Source organism: Dyella sp. LX-66, assembly GCF_018599165.1.
GTDB lineage: Bacteria > Pseudomonadota > Gammaproteobacteria > Xanthomonadales > Rhodanobacteraceae > Dyella_D > Dyella_D marensis.
In genome coordinates this window covers 1-18,515 of the sequence record NZ_JAHFVJ010000023.1, presented here as the reverse complement: position 1 = coordinate 18,515, position 18,515 = coordinate 1, and the positions used below count along the sequence as shown (strand labels likewise).

At 64.2% G+C, this 18,515-nt stretch carries 14 protein-coding genes; 9 read left to right on the top strand and 5 right to left on the bottom strand.

Going from position 1 to position 18,515, the window contains the following annotated elements; translation table 11 throughout:
• The first annotated feature begins 10 nt into the window (after window positions 1–10).
• The 3 genes from lipA (at window position 11) to KK141_RS22595 (ending at window position 4,068) form a co-directional block, all read left to right on the top strand.
• The gene (gene lipA / locus KK141_RS22605; protein ID WP_214573177.1) at window positions 11–1,030 is read left to right on the top strand and encodes a lipoyl synthase; all 1,020 of its coding nucleotides are present in this window, start codon (window positions 11–13) and stop codon (window positions 1,028–1,030) included.
• A gap of 10 nt (window positions 1,031–1,040) precedes the next feature.
• Window positions 1,041–3,287 (top strand): carboxy terminal-processing peptidase, encoded by a 2,247-nt coding sequence (locus KK141_RS22600; protein WP_214573176.1) that lies wholly within the window; start codon window positions 1,041–1,043, stop codon window positions 3,285–3,287.
• Window positions 3,288–3,438: 151 nt separating this feature from the next.
• Window positions 3,439–4,068, top strand: coding sequence for a DUF4126 domain-containing protein (locus tag KK141_RS22595; RefSeq protein WP_214573175.1), 630 nt, complete (start codon window positions 3,439–3,441; stop codon window positions 4,066–4,068).
• Between the two features lie 159 nt (window positions 4,069–4,227).
• Here KK141_RS22595 and KK141_RS22590 read toward each other — a convergent pair whose 3' ends face one another.
• Window positions 4,228–5,985, bottom strand: coding sequence for a M1 family metallopeptidase (locus KK141_RS22590; protein WP_214573174.1), 1,758 nt, complete (start codon window positions 5,983–5,985; stop codon window positions 4,228–4,230).
• 222 nt (window positions 5,986–6,207) lie between these two features.
• On the opposite strand from KK141_RS22590, the gene KK141_RS22585 reads away from it, so the two are divergent.
• A complete protein-coding gene (locus KK141_RS22585; protein ID WP_214573173.1) occupies window positions 6,208–6,573 on the top strand; it encodes a DUF559 domain-containing protein in 366 nt (121 codons plus the stop codon).
• A 108-nt stretch (window positions 6,574–6,681) separates the two neighbouring features.
• Here KK141_RS22585 and KK141_RS22580 read toward each other — a convergent pair whose 3' ends face one another.
• The 4 genes from KK141_RS22580 to KK141_RS22565 form a co-directional block, all read right to left on the bottom strand.
• Entirely contained in the window at window positions 6,682–8,061 is a 1,380-nt protein-coding gene (locus KK141_RS22580) for a leucyl aminopeptidase family protein (protein WP_214573172.1), read from the bottom strand.
• Between the two features lie 486 nt (window positions 8,062–8,547).
• Complete coding sequence (locus KK141_RS22575) at window positions 8,548–9,243, bottom strand: HAD family hydrolase (protein WP_214573171.1); 696 nt, start codon at window positions 9,241–9,243, stop codon at window positions 8,548–8,550.
• A gap of 8 nt (window positions 9,244–9,251) precedes the next feature.
• Window positions 9,252–10,499: a substrate-binding domain-containing protein gene (locus KK141_RS22570; protein ID WP_214573170.1), complete on the bottom strand. Its 1,248-nt coding sequence runs from the start codon at window positions 10,497–10,499 to the stop codon at window positions 9,252–9,254.
• A 458-nt stretch (window positions 10,500–10,957) separates the two neighbouring features.
• A complete protein-coding gene (locus KK141_RS22565; RefSeq protein WP_214573169.1) occupies window positions 10,958–12,331 on the bottom strand; it encodes a DegQ family serine endoprotease in 1,374 nt (457 codons plus the stop codon).
• A gap of 496 nt (window positions 12,332–12,827) precedes the next feature.
• On the opposite strand from KK141_RS22565, the gene KK141_RS22560 reads away from it, so the two are divergent.
• The 5 genes from KK141_RS22560 to KK141_RS22540 all read left to right on the top strand — a co-directional run bounded on the left by KK141_RS22560 (window position 12,828) and on the right by KK141_RS22540 (window position 18,287).
• Window positions 12,828–14,990, top strand: a complete 2,163-nt coding sequence (locus tag KK141_RS22560; RefSeq protein ID WP_214573168.1) for an adenosylcobalamin-dependent ribonucleoside-diphosphate reductase — start codon at window positions 12,828–12,830, stop codon at window positions 14,988–14,990.
• Between the two features lie 157 nt (window positions 14,991–15,147).
• On the top strand, window positions 15,148–15,657 hold the full coding sequence (locus tag KK141_RS22555) for a hypothetical protein (RefSeq protein ID WP_214573167.1): 510 nt from the start codon (window positions 15,148–15,150) through the stop codon (window positions 15,655–15,657).
• 106 nt (window positions 15,658–15,763) lie between these two features.
• A complete protein-coding gene (locus KK141_RS22550; protein ID WP_167258535.1) occupies window positions 15,764–16,519 on the top strand; it encodes an NrdJb in 756 nt (251 codons plus the stop codon).
• 124 nt (window positions 16,520–16,643) lie between these two features.
• Window positions 16,644–17,651 (top strand): hypothetical protein, encoded by a 1,008-nt coding sequence (locus KK141_RS22545; protein ID WP_214573166.1) that lies wholly within the window; start codon window positions 16,644–16,646, stop codon window positions 17,649–17,651.
• A 3-nt stretch (window positions 17,652–17,654) separates the two neighbouring features.
• Window positions 17,655–18,287 (top strand): hypothetical protein, encoded by a 633-nt coding sequence (locus tag KK141_RS22540; protein ID WP_214573165.1) that lies wholly within the window; start codon window positions 17,655–17,657, stop codon window positions 18,285–18,287.
• Window positions 18,288–18,515: the final 228 nt, after the last annotated feature.

Sequence of the window (18,515 nt, the reverse complement as noted above, 5' to 3'; positions counted from 1 at the left end):
GCTTGCCTACATGAGCGATATGTCCCCCTCCAAGGTCATCCCGATCAGCGTCGTCAGCGGCACGCCCGCCGCCGACAAGCAGTCGGTCGAAAAGCAGCTCGGCAACGACAAGATCGCGCGCAACCGCGCCGGCTTCGAAACCGACACCCCCGCGCTGCGCAAGCCGAGCTGGATCCGCGTGCGCCTGCCGCCAGGCAACGCCGTGCAGCAGCTGAAGGCCCGCCTGCGCGAGAACTCGCTGGTGACGGTGTGCGAGGAAGCCTCCTGCCCGAACATCCACGAGTGCTTCAGCAAGGGCACCGCCACCTTCATGATCCTCGGCGAGGTGTGCACCCGCCGCTGCTCGTTCTGCGACGTGGCCCACGGCCGCCCGGCCGCGCCCGATCCGCTCGAGCCCGCCCGCCTGGCCGAGACCATCCGCGACATGCGCCTGCGCTACGTGGTGATCACCTCGGTCGACCGCGACGACCTGCGCGACGGCGGCGCCGAGCATTTCGCCGCCTGCATCCGCGCCACGCGCCATGCCAGCCCCAACATCAAGATCGAGATCCTCACGCCCGACTTCCGCGGCAAGGGCCGCATGGAGCGCGCGCTGGAAGTGCTGAAGGATTTCCCGCCGGACGTGTTCAACCACAACCTGGAAACCGTGCCGCACCTCTACCGCGAAGTGCGCCCGGGCGCGGACTACCAGTGGTCGCTGGACCTGCTCAAGCGCTTCAAGGCGCAGCATCCGGAAGTCCCCACCAAGTCCGGCATCATGCTGGGCCTGGGCGAGACCATGGAGCAGGTGCTGGAGACCATGCGCGATCTACGCGCCCATGACGTGGACATGATCACCATCGGCCAGTACCTGCAGCCCACGCCGCATCACCACCCGGTCGTGCGCTACTGGACTCCCGAAGAATTCGAGGCGCTGCGCGAAGCCGGCGAGGCGATGGGCTTCGGCCACGTCGCTTCCGGCCCGCTGGTGCGCTCCTCCTATCACGCCGACCTGCAAGCCCACGCCGCTGGTGTCACCGAGCATGCCTAAAGAGAACTTCATGAAACTGCGTACCGTCTCGCTCGCATTGCTGCTCGCCTTCACCGTCGGCGGCGCGCAGGCGCAGTCGGCCGCGGACCTCACCGGCGGCACCACCGGCCGCAAGGCCTCGTCGCTGCCGCTGAAGGCCACGCTCACCCAGGCCCAGGCGGCGCAGCTCTCGGCGCGCTTCCTCACGCGTTTCCACTACGACGCGCAGCCGCTCGACGACGCCATGTCGGCCAAGATCTTCAAGGCCTACTTCGACGCGTTGGATGGCGAGAAGGTGTTCTTCACCCAGGCCGACATGGCCAAGTTCGCGCCGCTGAAGTCGCAGTTCGACGACGCCATCTGGAACCAGGACCTCTCCGGCCCGTTCTCGGTGTTCAACCTGTACGTGCAGCGCGCCGTCGACCGCATGAGCTACGCGCGCGAGCTGCTCAAGAAGGGCTTCAAGCTCGACAGCAACGAGACCTACGCCTACGACCGCAAGAAGGCCGACTGGCCCAAGGACCAGGCCGAGCTCGACACCCTGTGGCGCGAGCGCACCACCAACGACTGGCTGCGCTTGAAGCTCGCCGGCAAGAGCGACGACGAAATCCGCAAGACGCTGGACAAGCGCTACGCCAACTACATCGAGCGCGTGCGCCAGCTCGACGGCGAGGACGCGTTCCAGTCCTTCATGAACGCCTACGCCGAATCCACCGACCCGCACACCGACTACCTCGGCCCGCGCGCGGCGGAGAACTTCGACATCTCCATGAAGCTGTCGCTGGAAGGCATCGGCGCGGTGCTGGGCGTGCGCGACGAATACGTGGTGGTCAGCGAAGTGGTGCCGGCCGGCCCGGCCGCCAAGTCCGGCAAGGTGCATGCGGGCGACCGCATCGTCGGCGTGGGCCAGGGCGCCGACGGCGCCATCGTCGACGTGATCGGCTGGCGCAACGACGACGTGGTCAAGCTGATCCGCGGCAAGAAGGACACCACCGTGCGGCTGGAGATCCTGCCCGCCGACGTGGGCGTGGACGGCAAGCACGAGGTGATCTCGCTGGTGCGCCAGAAGGTCAGCATCGAAGAGCAGGCCGCCAAGAAGAAGATCATCGAGATCAAGGATGGCAACGTCAGCCGCAAGATCGGCGTGATCGACCTGCCCACCTTCTATTCCGACTTCGGCGCGCGCCGCGAAGGCGACAAGAACTTCAAGAGCGCCACCCGCGACGTGTCCAAGCTGCTCGGCGAGCTGAAGCAGGCCGGCGTGGAAGGCGTGATCATGGACCTGCGCAACAACGGCGGCGGTTCGCTCACCGAGGCGAACGAGCTCACCGGCCTGTTCATCGACAAGGGTCCGGTGGTGCAGGTGCGCGACGCGCGCGGCCAGGTGGACGTGCAGGGTGACGACGATCCTGGCATGGCCTGGACCGGCCCGATGGCGGTGCTGGTCAACCGTGGCTCGGCTTCGGCTTCGGAAATCTTCGCCGCCGCCATCCAGGACTACGGCCGCGGCCTGATCATCGGCCAGCCCACCTTCGGCAAGGGCACCGTGCAGAACCTGGTCGACCTCGACCGCTTCGCCAGCCGCACCAAGGAAAAACCGCAGCTGGGCGAGCTGAAGATGACCATCGCCGAGTTCTTCCGCATCAACGGCGGTTCCACCCAGCTCAAGGGCGTGACGCCGGACATCGGCTTCCCCAAGAGCGGCGACGAGAAGGACTTCGGCGAATCCACCTACGACAACGCCCTGCAGTGGACGCAGATCGCGCCGGCGCCGGACTACAAGCCGGTGGCCGACCTGAAGGCCTATCTGGGCCAGCTGCAGGCCAAGCACGATGCGCGCGCCACCAAGGCGCCGGGCTGGAAGCTGATGCTCGACGAGCTGGCGCAGTACCGGAAGATGCGCGACAAGACCACCATCTCGCTCAACCTCGCCCAGCGCCAGGCCGAGCGCAAGGAACAGGAAGGCATCCAGGCCGACTTCCGCACCCGCCACAAGGCCATCGACGGCAACACCTTCAACGACGACCGCGACGGCCTGGACGACGGCCTCAACCCCAACGAGCGCAGCCTGAAGTCCCAGCTCAAGCAGGAAGACGACGCCAAGAAGGCCGCCGACCCGCAGCTGGACGAAACGGCGCACATCCTGTTCGACGCCGTGGGCCTGATCAAGGGCGACGCCAAGCTGGCGGCCGAGGTGCTGCCGTACGGCGGCAAGTTCTCGCCGAGCGCCACCGCGGCGGCCACGCCGGAGACGAATGCGGCGCCCGGTTCGCACTGAGCCTGAGCAGAGAAGCACAAAAGGCGGCGCGAAAGCGCCGCTTTTTTTTATGCCCCATGCACCACCCGGCGTAGGTTGGGGTGAGCCACAGGCGAACCCCAACCTACGCCTGTGCTACATAAGCGCCGACGCCCCCCCGCAGAGGCCCGCCATGGACACGTTATCGAACGTCGCGCTCGCCGGCGGCCTGGCCTGGGCCAGCGGCGTGCGCCTCTACGCCACCGTCTTCCTGGCCGGCCTGCTCGGCCGCTTCGGCGTGGTGCACCTGCCGCCGGGGCTGGAGATGCTCGGCGACAACTGGGTACTGATCGTCTCCGGCGTGCTGATGCTCGGCGAATTCCTCGCCGACAAGATTCCGGCCTTCGACAGCGTGTGGGATGCGATCCACACCTTTATCCGCATCCCCGCCGGCACGCTGCTGGCCTGGGGGGTGTTCAAGGATGCGTCGCCCGCGATGCAGGCTGCCGCGGCGCTGCTGGGCGGTGCGCTGGTGTCGAGCACGCATCTGGCCAAGTCCGGCACGCGCGCGCTGATCAACACCTCGCCGGAGCCCTTCAGCAACTGGGGCGCCAGCGTGAGCGAAGACCTCACCTGGGCCGGCATGTTCTACCTGATGTGGCAGCACCCGCTGGCGCTGCTGGTGGTGCTGGGTTTGTTCGTGGTGTTGATGGTGTGGTTGTTGCCGAAGATCGTGCGTGGGGTGCGGGTGGTGTTTCGCACGTTGCGGCGGTTGTTCGGCGAGGCGGAGCCTGAGCCGGTGGGCCGACTGCCGCCTCCATAGTTAAGCCCCTCTCCCCCCGGGAGAGGGGTTGGGGTGAGGGTACGGTCGGAGCGCAAGGGTGATGTGCAACGCTCCGGCCGAACCCTCATCCGGCTGCCGCCACCTTCTCCCGGAGGGAGAAGGATTCCAGCTTGAGGGGCGAGTCCAGACGATGGGCTATCACCCCTTCTTCTTCGCCTTAGCCTGCTTCTCCATCTCTTCCTTCTTCCACCGCTGGTACTCGCCGATATGCGGCAGTTCCCGCAGCACCTTGCTGCGCGGATCCACCACCACCAGCGCGCCGGCCGGCGCCTTCACCGAACCATTGCCATCGGCCATCGGCAGCGTCTGCACGGCGTCGCCCACCTGCACCTCCACTGGCATCGGGAACGGCTTGTCGTGCGGCACCTTCCAGTGCAGCGACACCGTGTCGCCCTCGCGCTTCACTTCCAGCGCCGGCAATGCGGATTCGTACAGGTACACATCGAAGAACCAGCCCAGATCCTTCCCCGTCACCTGCTTGACGATGCCGATGTAATCGCGCGTCGTCGCATAGTGCGGTGCGAAATTGCCCGGCTTCGGATCGGGACGGCCGTACACCAGCCGGCGCACCGTCTCGAAGAAGGCCTTGTCGCCGATCATCTGCCGCAGCGTGTGCAGCATCAGCGAGCCCTTGTAGTAGATGTCGTTGGCCGGACCGGTGTCGGCGTCGTACACCTCGTGCTCGAACTGATGGCGGCCGGCCACGATCGGATGCGCGTTGCGCACCGCCGTGCGCTCGGTCTGCAGCATCGAGAAGTAGGGCATGTCGCCGTACAGATACTGGCCGTACAGCGGCTGCATATAGGTGCCGAAACCCTCGTGGATCCACATGTCGTCCCAGTCGACATTGGTCACCTGGTTGCCGAACCACTCATGCGAAAACTCGTGCTGCAGCAGCCAGTCGAAGCCGTACTGGTCGCGCGGGTAGCCGTTGCCGTAGGCATTGATGGTCTGGTGCTCCATGCCCAGATGCGGCGTTTCCACCACGCCCATCTTCTCGTCGCCGAACGGGTAGGGGCCGATCTCCTGCTCGAAGAAATCGAGCATGCGCGGGAACTCGCCGAACAACTGCTTCGCCTGCGCCTCGTGGCCGCGCAGGTACCACATCTGCATCGGGATGGTGTTGCCGTAATGGCTCTTGTAGTCGCCCTTCAGCACGTCGAACGGGCCGATATTCAGCGAGATCGCATAGGTGGTCGGATGCTTGGCGCGCCAATGGTAGGTGTGGTTCGCGCCCTCGTCCTTGATGTCCACCAGCACGCCGTTGCCCGGCGCCGCCAGCGACTTGGGCACGGTGATGTAGGTGTCGACCAGGTCGGGCTTGCCCATCGGATGGTCGATGCACGGCCAGAACATGTCGCAGCCTTCGCCTTCCACCGCGGTGGCGATCCACGGCTGGCCGTCCTCGGTCTTGGCCCATACGAAGCCGCCGTCCCAGGGTGCGCGCTTGGCCACGTGCGGCTTGCCGCCGTAGCGGATCTCCACCGTGGTCTTGCCGCCCTTGGCCAGCGGCTTGGTCAGGGAAATCCGCAGGCGGCCGTCAGGGTTGCTCCAGGCGCTGGTCGGCAAAGCCTTGCCGTCCAGTGCGATGCTGCCGATCTTCAGTTCCGGATCCAGGTCCAGCAGCAGCACGTCGGTCGCTTCGCGCGCGCTGAAGGTGAGCCGCGCCGTGGCGTCCAGCGTCTCCTTGGGGATATCCACCGCGAAGTGCAGCTCGGCGTGATCGAAGTTCAGCCGCTGCTGCTCGGCCGGCATTTCGCCGCCGGAGCGCTGCGTCTGCGCGCTCAGCGGCGGCTGCTCGGGCAGCTTTTCCGGCGTGTCGGCGGCGAAGGCGGCGGGGGTGCCCAGCAGGGCGGCCAGGCCCAGGGCGAGCAGGCGGGGGCGAAGGGTCGGCATGGGGAGGCTCCCTGTGAGTGAAGTACTAAGCATGGCAGTGAAGTGTCCTAGGCAACATCGCCGAAGGTCATGCCGGCTGGCACTGGCGCCGGCCTACACGATGTCGCTGGAACCTGCCCTGCGGCGGCGGCGCGGGCCGACCGCGCGGCGTGGCGGCGCCCGATGGCCGGGACAGGGGGCACAGGCGCCCACTGTGCTTCCCCCGATCGCCAGGAGCGTCCCATGCACCACCTCCGCCGCCAGGCCGACCAGCAACGCCAGCAATGCGTCCACGCCGAGCGCCGCCTGTGGCTGGCGCTGCAGGGCGAGGACAGCGTCCGCTACCGCTTCCGCCGCCACCATCTGATCGCCGGCTACCTGGTCGACATGGTCTGCGTGCCGGCGCGGCTGATCGTCGAGATCGACGACGGCCGCGTGCAGGCCGCACCGTGCTACCACTCCGCACGTACCCGCACCCTCGAAGGCAAGGGCTACCGCCTGCGCCGCTTCCGCAGCGACGATGTGCTGCTACGCCTGCAGCGTGTACTGGCCGACATCGCCCACGAATTGGGCCGCGATGTCCGGCGGCCGCACGCAGTACCGCTATGACCATGGCGCCCGGCGTAGGTTGGGGTGAGCGCAGCGAACCCCAACGCATACCGCCGCCTGCCGGAGCGCGACGTTGGAGTTCGCCTGCGGCTCACTCCAACCTACGGGCTACGCCCGCACGTAGCGCTTCTGCAGCAGCGCGAACAGCGCACGCAGGCCCATCGCCTCGCCGCCGCGCGGACGGCCCGGGCGGTCGCCATCGTTCCACGCATACGTGTCCAGGTGCAGCCACGGCGTGGTGTCGGCGACAAAGCGCTCCAGGTACAGCGCCGCGGTGATCGCACCGGCGTGGCGCGAGGCGCCGCTGTTGGCGAAGTCGGCGAGGTAGGAGTCGAGCATCTTCCGGTACGGACGCCACAGCGGCAGGCGCCACAGCGGGTCCTGCACCGCGTGGCCGGCGGCCATCGCCTGCTCGGCCAGCTCGTCGCGGTTGGCGAACAGCGCCGGCAGGTCCGGCCCCAGCGCCACGCGCGCGGCGCCGGTGAGCGTGGCGAAATCCACGATCAGGTCCGGCTGCTGCTCGCCCGCATAGGCCAGCGCATCGCACAGCACCAGGCGGCCCTCGGCGTCGGTGTTGTCGATCTCCACGCTGTGGCCGGCGCGGGTGATCACCACCTCGCCCGGACGCAGCGCATTGCCGCTCACCGCGTTCTCCACCGCCGGGATCAGCAGCTGCAGGCGCACCGGCAGCTTCGCGTCCATGATCAGGCGCGCCAGCGCGATCGCATGCGCGGCGCCGCCCATGTCTTTCTTCATCCAGCGCATGCCGTCGGCGGCTTTCAGATCCAGGCCGCCGGTGTCGAAGCACACGCCCTTGCCGACCACCGACAGCAGCGGATCGCCGCTCTTGCCCCAGTTCAATTCGATCAGGCGCGGCGCGCGATGGCTGGCGCGGCCCACGGCGTGGATGGTGGGGAAGTTGGCCTTGAGCAGCTCGTCGCCGACCCACTCGCGCACCTTGGCCTTGTAGGCCTTGCCAAGCTGGTTCACCGCTTCGGCGAGCTGCTTCGGACCCATGTCCTCGGTGGGCGTGTTGACCAGGTCGCGCACCTGCGCGGTGGCGTCGACCAGCGGGGCCAGCGTCTTCAGCTCGGCGGCTTTGACGGCCAGCGTGGCCGGTGCGCGCTTGGCCTTGCGGTAGCGGGTGAATTCGTAGGCGCCGAGGGCCCAGCCCAGGGCGGCCTGCGCGGGGTCGGCGAGTACGCCTTCGTCGGCGAGGTGGTAGCTGCCTTCCGGCAGCGTTTTCGGCAGGTGGGCGATGGCGTTGAGCGCATCGCCTGCGTCGACGCCGGCGAGTACGCGCTGCAGCTTGCCGTTGGCGTCAGGGAGCAGGGCGATGCTGCCGGGGGCGGCTTCGAAGCCGGTCTGTTCGAGCCATTTGCGCTGGGCGGCGCTGAGGCGTTTTTTGCTGGCGGCGAGGTGGGTCGTGTCGGTGGTTTCGATGGCGATGGTTTGGCGGTCGCCGGTTTTGCGTTCGATCAGGGACATGGGACTCCATCGCCGCGCGGGGGGCGCGGCTTGCTTGGCGTAGCGCGCAATGATGCGCGCTTTTGGGTGGGCGGGCGACCCGCCTGGTCGTCATTCCGGCGTGAGCCTCGCTCGTCATCCCGGCGTAGGCCGGGATCCAGTGGCGGTATCGCTCGGTTGTTGCGCTGGCGCTGGGGTGTCTCGCCGTTGGCGAGGGTTTCGTGCCGCTGCCGCGGCCCGACTTACTTTCTCTTGCGTGCCCAAGAGAAAGTAAGCAAAGAGAAGGGCACCCTGCTTGGCGCCCTCACCGCCGGCGCCAAGGGGACCCGGTAGATCAAGAGCTAGATCAAGAGCAGAAGCAAAAGCGCGCAAGCGGAACGCGGCGGCTTTGCCGCCTGCTCATCGGGCGTAGGTTGGGGTGAGCCGCAGGCGAACCCCAACAATGCGATGCGCTTGAACGAGGGGATGTTGGGGTTCGCCTGCGGCTCACCCCAACCTACGCTGGCGTCAGCGCGATTGCGCTTCCAACCAATCCGCCAGCGCCGTCATATCCGCCAGATCCAACTCCGGCGGCGCCCCAAGCGCCTCCGGCCACGCCACGCGCTCACGATTGATCCAAGCCGTGCGCAATCCAGCCTCGCGCGCCCCGGCCACATCCAGCACCGGGTCGTCCCCCACATGCAGGATCTCCTCCGGCGCCACGCCTAAGCGTTCAGCGGCCGCAGAAAAAATCCGCGCATCGGGCTTTGCGATCCCGGTATCCCGCGCACAGATGTGATGCGCGAAATGCGCGCGGATCCCGATCATGTCGAGGTCCGCATTGCCATTGGTAAGGCTGGCGACGGGAAAGGTGGCGGTGATGCGTTGCAGGGCCGGCAGGCTGTCGGCGTAGAGCTCGACGCTGTTGCGTGCGGTGAAGTAGATGTCCCACAGCACGTCCAGCGGCGCTTCCGCAATGCCGCACGCGGTGAAGGCGCGCTGCATGGTGATGTGCCGCTGAGCGGTGAAATCGTGGGCGAGTTCCAGGTGTTCTTGCGCCACCTGGGCGCGCAGGGCGCGCATGGCCGGAATGGGCCAGGCGCGCGCTACGTCGGGGTAATGCTGGCGCAGGTAGGCGTCCAGCTCCTGGTCGGCACGCTCCAGCGCGGGGAGTACCGGCCAGAGCGTGTCGTCGAGGTCGAGCGTGAGGGCCCGGATGCGCACGGTGTGCGTCAGAGGCCCAGCTTCAGCACCTGGCCGATCTTCACGTTGTCGTTCTTCAGATCGTTCCAGCTGCGCAGGTCGGCGACGGTCACCGAATTCTTCTTGGCGATCACCGACAGCGTGTCGCCCTTGGCCACGACGTAGGTCTTGTCGCCGGTGGCGGCGGCCACGGCGGCGGCCTTCTTCTCGGCGCTGGCGTCGTTGCGCGCCTGCAGGTCCTGCTTGGACTGCTGGGTCAGCTCGGAGGTCGGCGAGGTCGCCACGCGCGAGGCGTACATCGCGCCCGGTGCGGCCACCGGCGTCGGCGTCGCGACCGGTTCGTTCGACATCGGGCGGGCGCCCACTTCGGCCAGGATCTTCGGGCGGCGCGAGATATCCAGCTCGGCCAGCGCCGGCGCTTCGTCGTACGGCACCAGGTCGTGCTTGCGCGCCACTTCGCGCGCGGGGTCGGTGCCGAGGAAGTCCATGAACACCTTCAGCTGCGCCACCTTCGGGCTGTTGTCGCTGGTGATCAGGTAGACCGGGATAAACAGCGGATAGCTGCCGTCCTTCACCGTCGCCGGGCTCGGCGGGGTGCCGTTGATGTTGATCGTCTTCACTTTGCGGTTGCCGCTGACGCCGGCCAGCGTGGTCACGCCCAGCGCCTTCGGATCCAGCGTCACCGCTTCTTCCAGCTTCATGGTGTTCACGTACAGGCGCGGCGCCGCCACCGGCTGGTTGCCGTGGCCGAACAGCAGCTTGCGCAGGCTGTATTCCACGCCGTCACCGGGGCTGGCCACGGCGTACAGGTCGATCTCCTGATCGTTGCCGCCGACATCCTTCCAGTTGGTGATCTTGCCGTAGTAGATGTCGTGCACCTGGCTCAGGGTCAGGCTGTTCACCGGGTTGGACGGGTAGGTGATCATCACCAGCGCATCCCACGCCACCGGCGTGAACACCAGGCTGCTCTCGGCCGAACCGTCCGGGCCGCGCGCGGAACCGGCGAAATCGGCGGTGCCCTTGGCTACCGCATCCAGGCCCGAGGCCGTGTTGAACGGCTGCACCTCGATCTTGCCCTTGCCGGCCTTTTCGTAGGCCTTGGCCACGTCGGTGACCAGGCCGCGCGCCGTCGCCTGATCGCCGCGCCAGACCAGCGTGGGAGCGGCGGGCTGGGCGGGCTTCTTGGAAGTCTTGGCTTTGGGCGCGGCCTGCGCCGCGGAGGCGGCGGCAACGCTGAGCAGCGCGACGGAAAGGATGCGTGCGAGACGGAAGGACATAGGTATGGGAAACCCCGGGGTTCGACTGGAGATGGGACCGCGTACTGCCGTCATGGCGCGCATGCGTCGGACAAAGCTGCGGTATTTCATCCGGCTGCTTGAGAACAATCAAGCGAATCAATGCGCTCCGGGTCAGAAAAAACGCCCGGAAACTCCCTCGCCCGCCATCGTGGGGCAAGAAAATGAAATGGGGGCTGACGGGAGGGGTGGATATCAGAGGGTGATGCGACGGGCGTCACGTGTTCACCCGGGAGAACATTGGAAGTGTGAAAGCGTTCGCGAGAACCCCTCAGTTCTCACACCTGAATCCTTCTCCCACCGGGAGAAGGTGGCGGCAGCCGGATGAGGGTCCGGCCGGAGCGGTGTACATCACTCTTGCTACTCCGCCCGTACCCTCACCCCAACCCCTCTCCCGATGGGAGAGGGGCTAAAGCTGCGATGTCCTGGAGTGCGTCGCATCAACGCACATCGACGTACCGCACACCCTCATCCCCCGACACCACCAGCACCAATTGCCGCGGCTTCACCCCCGCCAGCCGCTTCAACGTCGCCAGATTCGGAATCCGCGCATTTCCCACCCCCAGCACCACATCGCTGGTCGCCAGCCCGGCCAGCGCCGCCCGGCTCCCCGGCTTCACGCTCTGCACCGCCACGCCAGCCACGCCCTGGCTGCGCAGGTTCTGCGACAGATCGCTGAACGTCACACCCGCCAGGCGCGGATCCAGCGTCGCCCCATCCACCGTCGCCAGTTTCTCCGGCGTCAGCTTCGCCGTCACTTCGCGATTGGCGCCATTGCGCTGCACCGTCAGCTTCACCGTGCTGCCCACCGGCAGCAGGCCCTCGGCGTTGCGTAGCTCCTGCGAATTGCGCAGCGGCTTGCCGTCAATGGCGGTGATCACGTCGCCCGTCTCGATGTCGGCACCGTCCGCGGCGGAACCCGCACTCACCCGCGTCACCACCGCGCCGCTGGCGTTCTTCAGGCCCAGCACCTGGGCGATGCGCGGGGTGATGTCCTGGGTCTCGATGCCGAGGTTGCCGCGGCTCACCTTGCCGTGCGCGATCAGCTGCTCCATCACGTCGCGGCCGAGATTGGTGGGAATGGCGAAGCCGATGCCCACGTTGCCGCCCGAGGGCGAGAAAATCATGGTGTTGATGCCCACCAGCTCGCCGCGCAGGTTCACCAGCGCGCCGCCGGAGTTGCCAGGGTTGATCGAGGCATCGGTCTGGATGAAGTTCTGATAGCCCGTGCCGCCCAGACCGGAACGCCCCAGCGCCGACACGATGCCCGACGTCACCGACTGGCTCAGCCCGAAGGGATCGCCTACCGCCACCACGAAATCGCCTACGCGCAGCTTCGAGGAATCGGCAATGGGCAGCGCCTGCAACCCGGTGGCCTGGATCTGCACCACCGCCACGTCGGTGTCCGGATCGGTGCCGATCAGCTTGCCTTTGAAGTCGCGCCCGTCCTGCAGGCTCACCGTGATGTCGTCCGCGCCGCCCACCACATGGTTGTTGGTGAGGATGTAGCCCTTGGCCGCATCCACGATCACCCCCGAACCCAGGCTCTGCGCCACCCGCTCCCGCTGCGAGCCGGGCACGCCGAAGAACTGGCGGAACACCGGGTCGTCGAAGAACGGATCGCGCACCTGCACGCGCGTCTTGGTCGAGATGTTCACCACCGCCGGCGTCACCTTCTCCAGCATCGGCGCCAGCGAGGGCAGCGGCTGGCCGTCGGCGGTGGCGGGCAGGGAGGCCTGGCTGGACAGCGGCGCGGCGAGGCCGAGCACGGCGGCGAACAGGGCGGCGAGCGGACGGATACGGCGGTGCGACATGGAAAACGACTCCCTTTCGAGTGAGCGCATCCGGCAGCGGACGCGATGGTTCAGGTCGATCGGCTGAGCGGCATCTTAGGACGCGCTGCACAGCGACTTTGTCGGGACGACAGAGGCTTCAGACAAGCCCTACCGAGCTTCCCGAAATACCTGTCGCGCACATCAGCTAAGCACCGACGCGCGCTTCGGAAAGCCGCTCACTTCGACGTAACTCAACGCTGACAGTTCCAAACGTGATCGCGCGCAAAAATCTTTGACATCGGACGATCCCAGGGGTAACTTGCACCTCCGTTCGCACCACAACATCTTGTGTATAGGCGCCGGCGCTCCAACTAATGCTGGTGCCAAAGTGACAGCTCTAGGGGGAGTTGTCGCAGAGTCGGCAGGGGGGCGTCAGGCACGGCCTCGCACACAGCGACGTACGCGCGGACGATCCAAAACCAGACTAAGAAAAAACAACGGGGCCGTGAGGCCAAACCGGGAGGTCAGGAAGCCGATGAGCACTGTGCGTGCACCAGCTGTGGGTGCGGAAATCAATAGAGACGGCGCCGCCATGATTCCGCTGCAGCCTGCGTCCTACGATATCTGGGACAAGAAATACCGCCTGAAAGCCAAGTCGGGCGATCCGGTCGACGGCAGCGTCGACGAAACCTACCAGCGCGTCGCGCGCGCGCTGTCCGAAGTGGAAGCCACGCCGGAGCTGCGCCAGCACTGGTTCGAGCGCTTCCTGTGGGCACTGCGCCGCGGTGCGATTCCCGCCGGCCGCATCACCTCCAACGCCGGCGCGCTGGAGCACAAGCCCGCCACCTCCACCATCAACTGCACCGTGTCGGGCACCATCACCGACTCCATGGACGACATCCTGGAAAAGGTGCACGAAGCGGGCCTCACCTTGAAGGCCGGCTGCGGCATCGGCTACGAGTTCAGCACGCTGCGCCCGCGCGGCGCCTACGTGTCGGGCGCCGGCGCCTACACCAGCGGTCCGCTGTCCTTCATGGATATCTACGACAAGATGTGCTTCACCGTCTCGTCCGCCGGCGGCCGCCGCGGCGCGCAGATGGGCACGTTCGACGTGAGCCATCCGGACGTCAAGGAATTCATCCGCGCCAAGCGCGAAGACGGCCGCCTGCGCCAGTTCAACCTCAGCCTGCTGATCACCGACGGCTTCATGCAGGCGGTGGAGCACGACCAGGACTGGCCGATGGTCTTCCCGGTGCACGTGAAGGAACAGGACGAGATCGACCTGACCGACCCGGCCAAGGTGGTGTGGCGCGAATGGCCCACCCACCAGAACTACGTGTCCCGCGAGGATGGCCTGGTCGCCTGCAAGATCTACGGCCACATCCGCGCCCGCCATCTGTGGGACATGATCATGGTCTCGACGTACGACTACGCCGAGCCGGGGTTCATCCTGATCGACAAGGTCAACGAGATGAACAACAACTGGTGGTGCGAGCACATCCGCGCCACCAACCCCTGCGGCGAGCAGCCCCTGCCGCCGTACGGCTCCTGCCTGCTGGGCTCGATCAACCTCACCACCTTCGTGCGCGACCCCTTCGGCCCCAAGGCCCGCTTCGACTGGGACGAGTACCGCGAAGTGGTGAAGGTGTTCACCCGCATGCTCGACAACGTGGTGGAGATCAACGGCCTGCCGCTGCAGCAGCAGCGCAACGAGATCCTGTCCAAGCGCCGCCACGGCATGGGCTTCCTGGGCTTAGGGTCCACGATCACCATGCTGAAGATGCGCTACGGCAACGCCGACGCGGTGGCCTTCACCGAAGACGTCTCGCGCGAGATGGCCGTGGCCGGCTGGGAAGTGGCGCTGGACCTGGCCAAGGAAAAGGGCCCGGCCCCGATCCTGTCCGAGGAATTCGCCGTCACCGGCGACATGCTGCGCAAGCGCCCGGAAATGGCCGCCGACGGCTGGAAGGTGGGCGACGCCATCCCCGGCCGCGTGCTGCACGCCAAGTACAGCCGCTACATGCAGCGCGTGGCCTCGGTGGCGCCGAACCTGGTGGCTGAGCTCGCCGAAGTCGGCGCCCGCTTCACCCACCACAGCTCGATCGCGCCCACCGGCACCATCTCGCTGTCGCTGGCCAACAACGCCAGCAACGGCATCGAACCGAGCTTCGCCCACCACTATTCGCGCAACGTGATCCGCGAAGGCCGCAAGACCAAGGAAAAGGTCGAGGTGTACAGCTACGAGCTGCTCGCCTACCGCGGCCTCATCAATGCCGCCGCCATGCCGTTCAGCGACGATCCGCAGTCCAAGCTGCCGGAATACTTCGTGTCCGCCGACGACATCACGCCGAAAGAGCACGTGGATATCCAGGCCGCCTCGCAGAAATGGATCGATTCCTCGATCTCCAAGACCGCGAACGTGCCCACGGACTATCCGTACGAAGATTTCAAGGACATCTACTTCTACGCCTATAAACAGGGCCTCAAGGGCTGCACGACCTTCCGTTTCAACCCCGCCGCGTTCCAGGGCGTGCTGGTGAAGGAAGCCGATCTTGAGAGCACCCTCTACCGCTTCGAATTGGAAGACGGTAGCGTTATCGAACTGAAAGGCAATGAAGAAGTGGAATACGACGGGGAGCTGCACACCGCCGCAAACCTATTTGATGCCTTGAAGGAAGGCTATTACGGCAAGTTTTGAGCACAGGCCGGCGGTTGCCATGCAACCGTCGGCTTGCGTCCGGAAAGCTGTTTTGACGCCTTGATAAACGCAGGCCCACGCCAAGTACTGAACTCACGTCGGAGGGGAAACCCAGATGTCCATTGATACCGATTTCGATTCGATCGCCACGCCGGCCATGCCGGAAGCCCCGGCTGCTGCCGAAGCCCCTGCCGCCCCCAAGAAGGCGCGCAAGAAGGCTGCTAAGAAGGTTGCCAAGAAGGCCGCTCCGGCCAAGAAGGCCGCCAAGAAGGCAGTGAAGAAGGCCGCTGGCAAGAAGACCGCCAAGAAGGCCGCCAAGAAAGCGGGCGCCAAGAAGACCGCCAAGAAGGCGGTGAAGAAGGCCGGCGCCAAGAAGACCGCCAAGAAGGCGGTGAAGAAGGCCGCCGCCAAGAAGGTCGCGAAGAAGGCGACCAAGAAGGCCGGCGCCAAGAAGACCGCCAAGAAGGCCGTGAAGAAGACGGCCCGCAAGGCTGCAAAGAAGGTCAGCAGCAAGAAGACGGCCAAGAAGGCCGTGAAGAAGACGGCCAAGAAGGCCGCCGTGAAGAAGACCGCCAAGAAGGCGGTCAAGAGGTCCACTGCCAGCAAGAAGGCCGCCGTCAAGTCCGCGCGCAAGCCGGCCAAGAAGGTCGCCCGCAAGAAGAAGTAAGCCGTCATGCGTGCCGGCCCGGCCTTTGTGCCGGGCCGGTGCGTTTCCGGCCTACGGCCGTGCAGCGCCGCTCCTCCCGCCTACATCAGAAAAAAGAAGCATCCTTATGGCGATCAAGATCGAAAAGAAGATCAAGGGCTATAACGTCGTCAAGCCCGAGGACAAGGCCGCGCCCGCCGCAGTAGCCGCACCCGCCGCGCCCAAGGAGGCGCCCAAGGCGGAAGTCATCCAGATGCACGAGAGCCTGGAGCGTCCCGAGACGCTGGTCGGCTCCACCTACAAGATCAAGTCGCCGCTGTTCGAGCATGCGCTTTACGTCACCGTAAACGACATCGTGCTCAACGCCGGCACGCCCCACGAGCAGCGCCGCCCCTTCGAGATCTTCATCAACTCGAAGAACATGGACCACTTCCAGTGGATCGTCGCGCTCACCCGCATCATCTCCGCCGTGTTCCGCAAGGGCGGCGACGTCACCTTCCTGGTGGAAGAGATGAAGGCCGTGTTCGACCCCCGCGGCGGCTACTTCAAGCCCGGCGGCATCTACATGCCCAGCATCGTGGCCGAGATCGGCGCGGTGATCGAGCAGCATATGAAGACCATCGGGTTGATCCATGACCCGGAGATGGACGAGTCGACCAAGCGTCTGATTGCCGAGAAGCGTGCTGCCTATGAGGCTGGCGCAAAAAAAAACACTGAGGTGAGCCAGGCGGCGCCGAGCGTTGAAGCTGAGGCGGCTGCGGGTGAATCGAGCAACGGGTTCCCGCCGGGGGCTACGTTGTGCGCCAAGTGCAATACGAAGGCGTTGGTGTTGATGGATGGGTGTCAGACTTGTTTGAATTGTGGGTATAGCAAGTGTGGGTGAGTTCGGCAAATGCCTGCCGAAAATAGAGAAGGCGGCAGTCTTGCCGCCTTTTTTTATACGTCGAAAGTGCTAGGGGAAGCTCAATCTGCTAAATAAATGACTTTTTAGGGGGTCGGATAAGGATATGGCGACTGATCGGACATTAGAGCTCGGCAACCTTGTGTGCAGATTTGGTGATCAGGTTCTTCTTGATTTTCTAGATGAGGTCGTTATACCGGCCTTCAAGGATAGTGGTCTATCGCGAAAGCGCGGCAATACCGAATATTTTTTACTGGGCGTGCAGATTGCTAATCTAGGAGTACACGGCGGCGAAACTTATAAGGGGATCGCAGGCCGCATCGTAAAAAACACGAGGCTCATTCGTGAACAAGTCTACGACAAGGCCGCTGGTTTGACGCGTAGTCGGAAGACGCTTCGGACGGCTCCGTCGTCGATCTTTGTCCTCATACTTAATCAGCATCGCCTGCTCTACATGAAGGAGATGGTCGATTCGCCTTCCATGTCGGAGTTTCGATCGACGATGCTTAGCTTCTTTAAGTACAAGCACGGGGAACTTACTGATCGCGAATATGAGGCTTTGAAGGAAGATGAGCGGGGTATGCCGTGGGGAGAGAAGACGTCAAGGATTGAATTTCTGCGAAAATATCCAAGGCCAACGCTGGAAATTATTCCTCTGAGTTCGGGAGAGGATATCGATGTCTTCATTGATCGGTACGCCACCATCAAGTACGTCGAATTCCTCTTTAAAGATCGAAATGATGAGGTTGATGATGCGTCATTCTATGAGGCTTTGCAGAAGAAGCAGGAGGCGCTTGGTGATGCCAAGTTGAGGTTCTCGGATCGAGAGGGCCTACCTAAGGAGAAAGTGAAGTCCGAGGTCGCGGCAGCCACAGAGTCAGGAAATCAGCGCGTTATCATTTCAGGCGTGGACACTGGTGGAGACAAGTTGGTCGGTAATAATGATGATTTCAAGATAAAGAAGCCCGTCGAAGCGCTGGTTGGTGGTATTAAAGATGCGGCAAAGTCGATGTTCACCAGTTTTATGGAACTGGTTGCAGATGGGGTGGTGAAGAATCCAAAAACGCCGGTTAATAAGAAGGAAGTTGTCAATAACCTGCGTGTGGATAGATGAGGCATGTCCGATAACGAGCTGCCTCCTGAGGATCTGATCTCCGAGAAGCGGATGGGGCAGGTGTTTTTGAAGTCCCTTCGGCTTCAGCCAAGCAAGTTCAATCTGATTGTGACGTTGCTGTCGTTCGTGGGCTTCCTTGTTGACGGCTTTTTATCAAAATCAAATTATGTCTTAATGGCTGATTTCGTCCGATCATTTACTGCTCTTGGCCTCAATGTGGCTTTCTCGGTTCTCGCATTTCTCATTGCAGGATTTACCGTTTTTGCGACGATGACGGAGCGGAGCCTTTTCATGGCGAAGGCAATCATGCGAGACCCAGAGAGTGGTTTGTCCTTCCTGAAAAGGGACATGTTCCTCGTAATGCGCTTCTTTGGTTACTTGCTTGCGTATATTTTCATATGCCTCGCATTTCTTCTTTTTTCAAGAAAGGGTGGGGTGATTTACTCAATTATCAAAATGGCTGACCTGGGTGACGACGTCCGTCAATGGTTTGTGGTTTTCGCGTACGTCGCTTTTTCAACGATATCAGTATTCGTAATACTTCAGGTTAAGTCGTTTATTTTCAATGTGTACCATCTTGTAATGTCGTCGATCCTCTGGGGGTTTAAAAATCCACAGAAGAAGGGTGGAGGATGACGATATAATTTGTAGGGGAGCTATAGACGTAGGTGCAATTCGCGGCCCGGTAAGTAGACTGGTTCAGCTATTGGGCGGAAAAGGCAAGATCGGGGTCAGGTTGGACTACCCCCGATTCCTCGGACGGTTTAAATCGTCACCGTAAGCGTACGCTCAAAGCTGTCCGGAGATTGATACCCGAGACTGCTATGCAAGCGTTTGCGGTTATAGAAGATCTCGATGTACTGG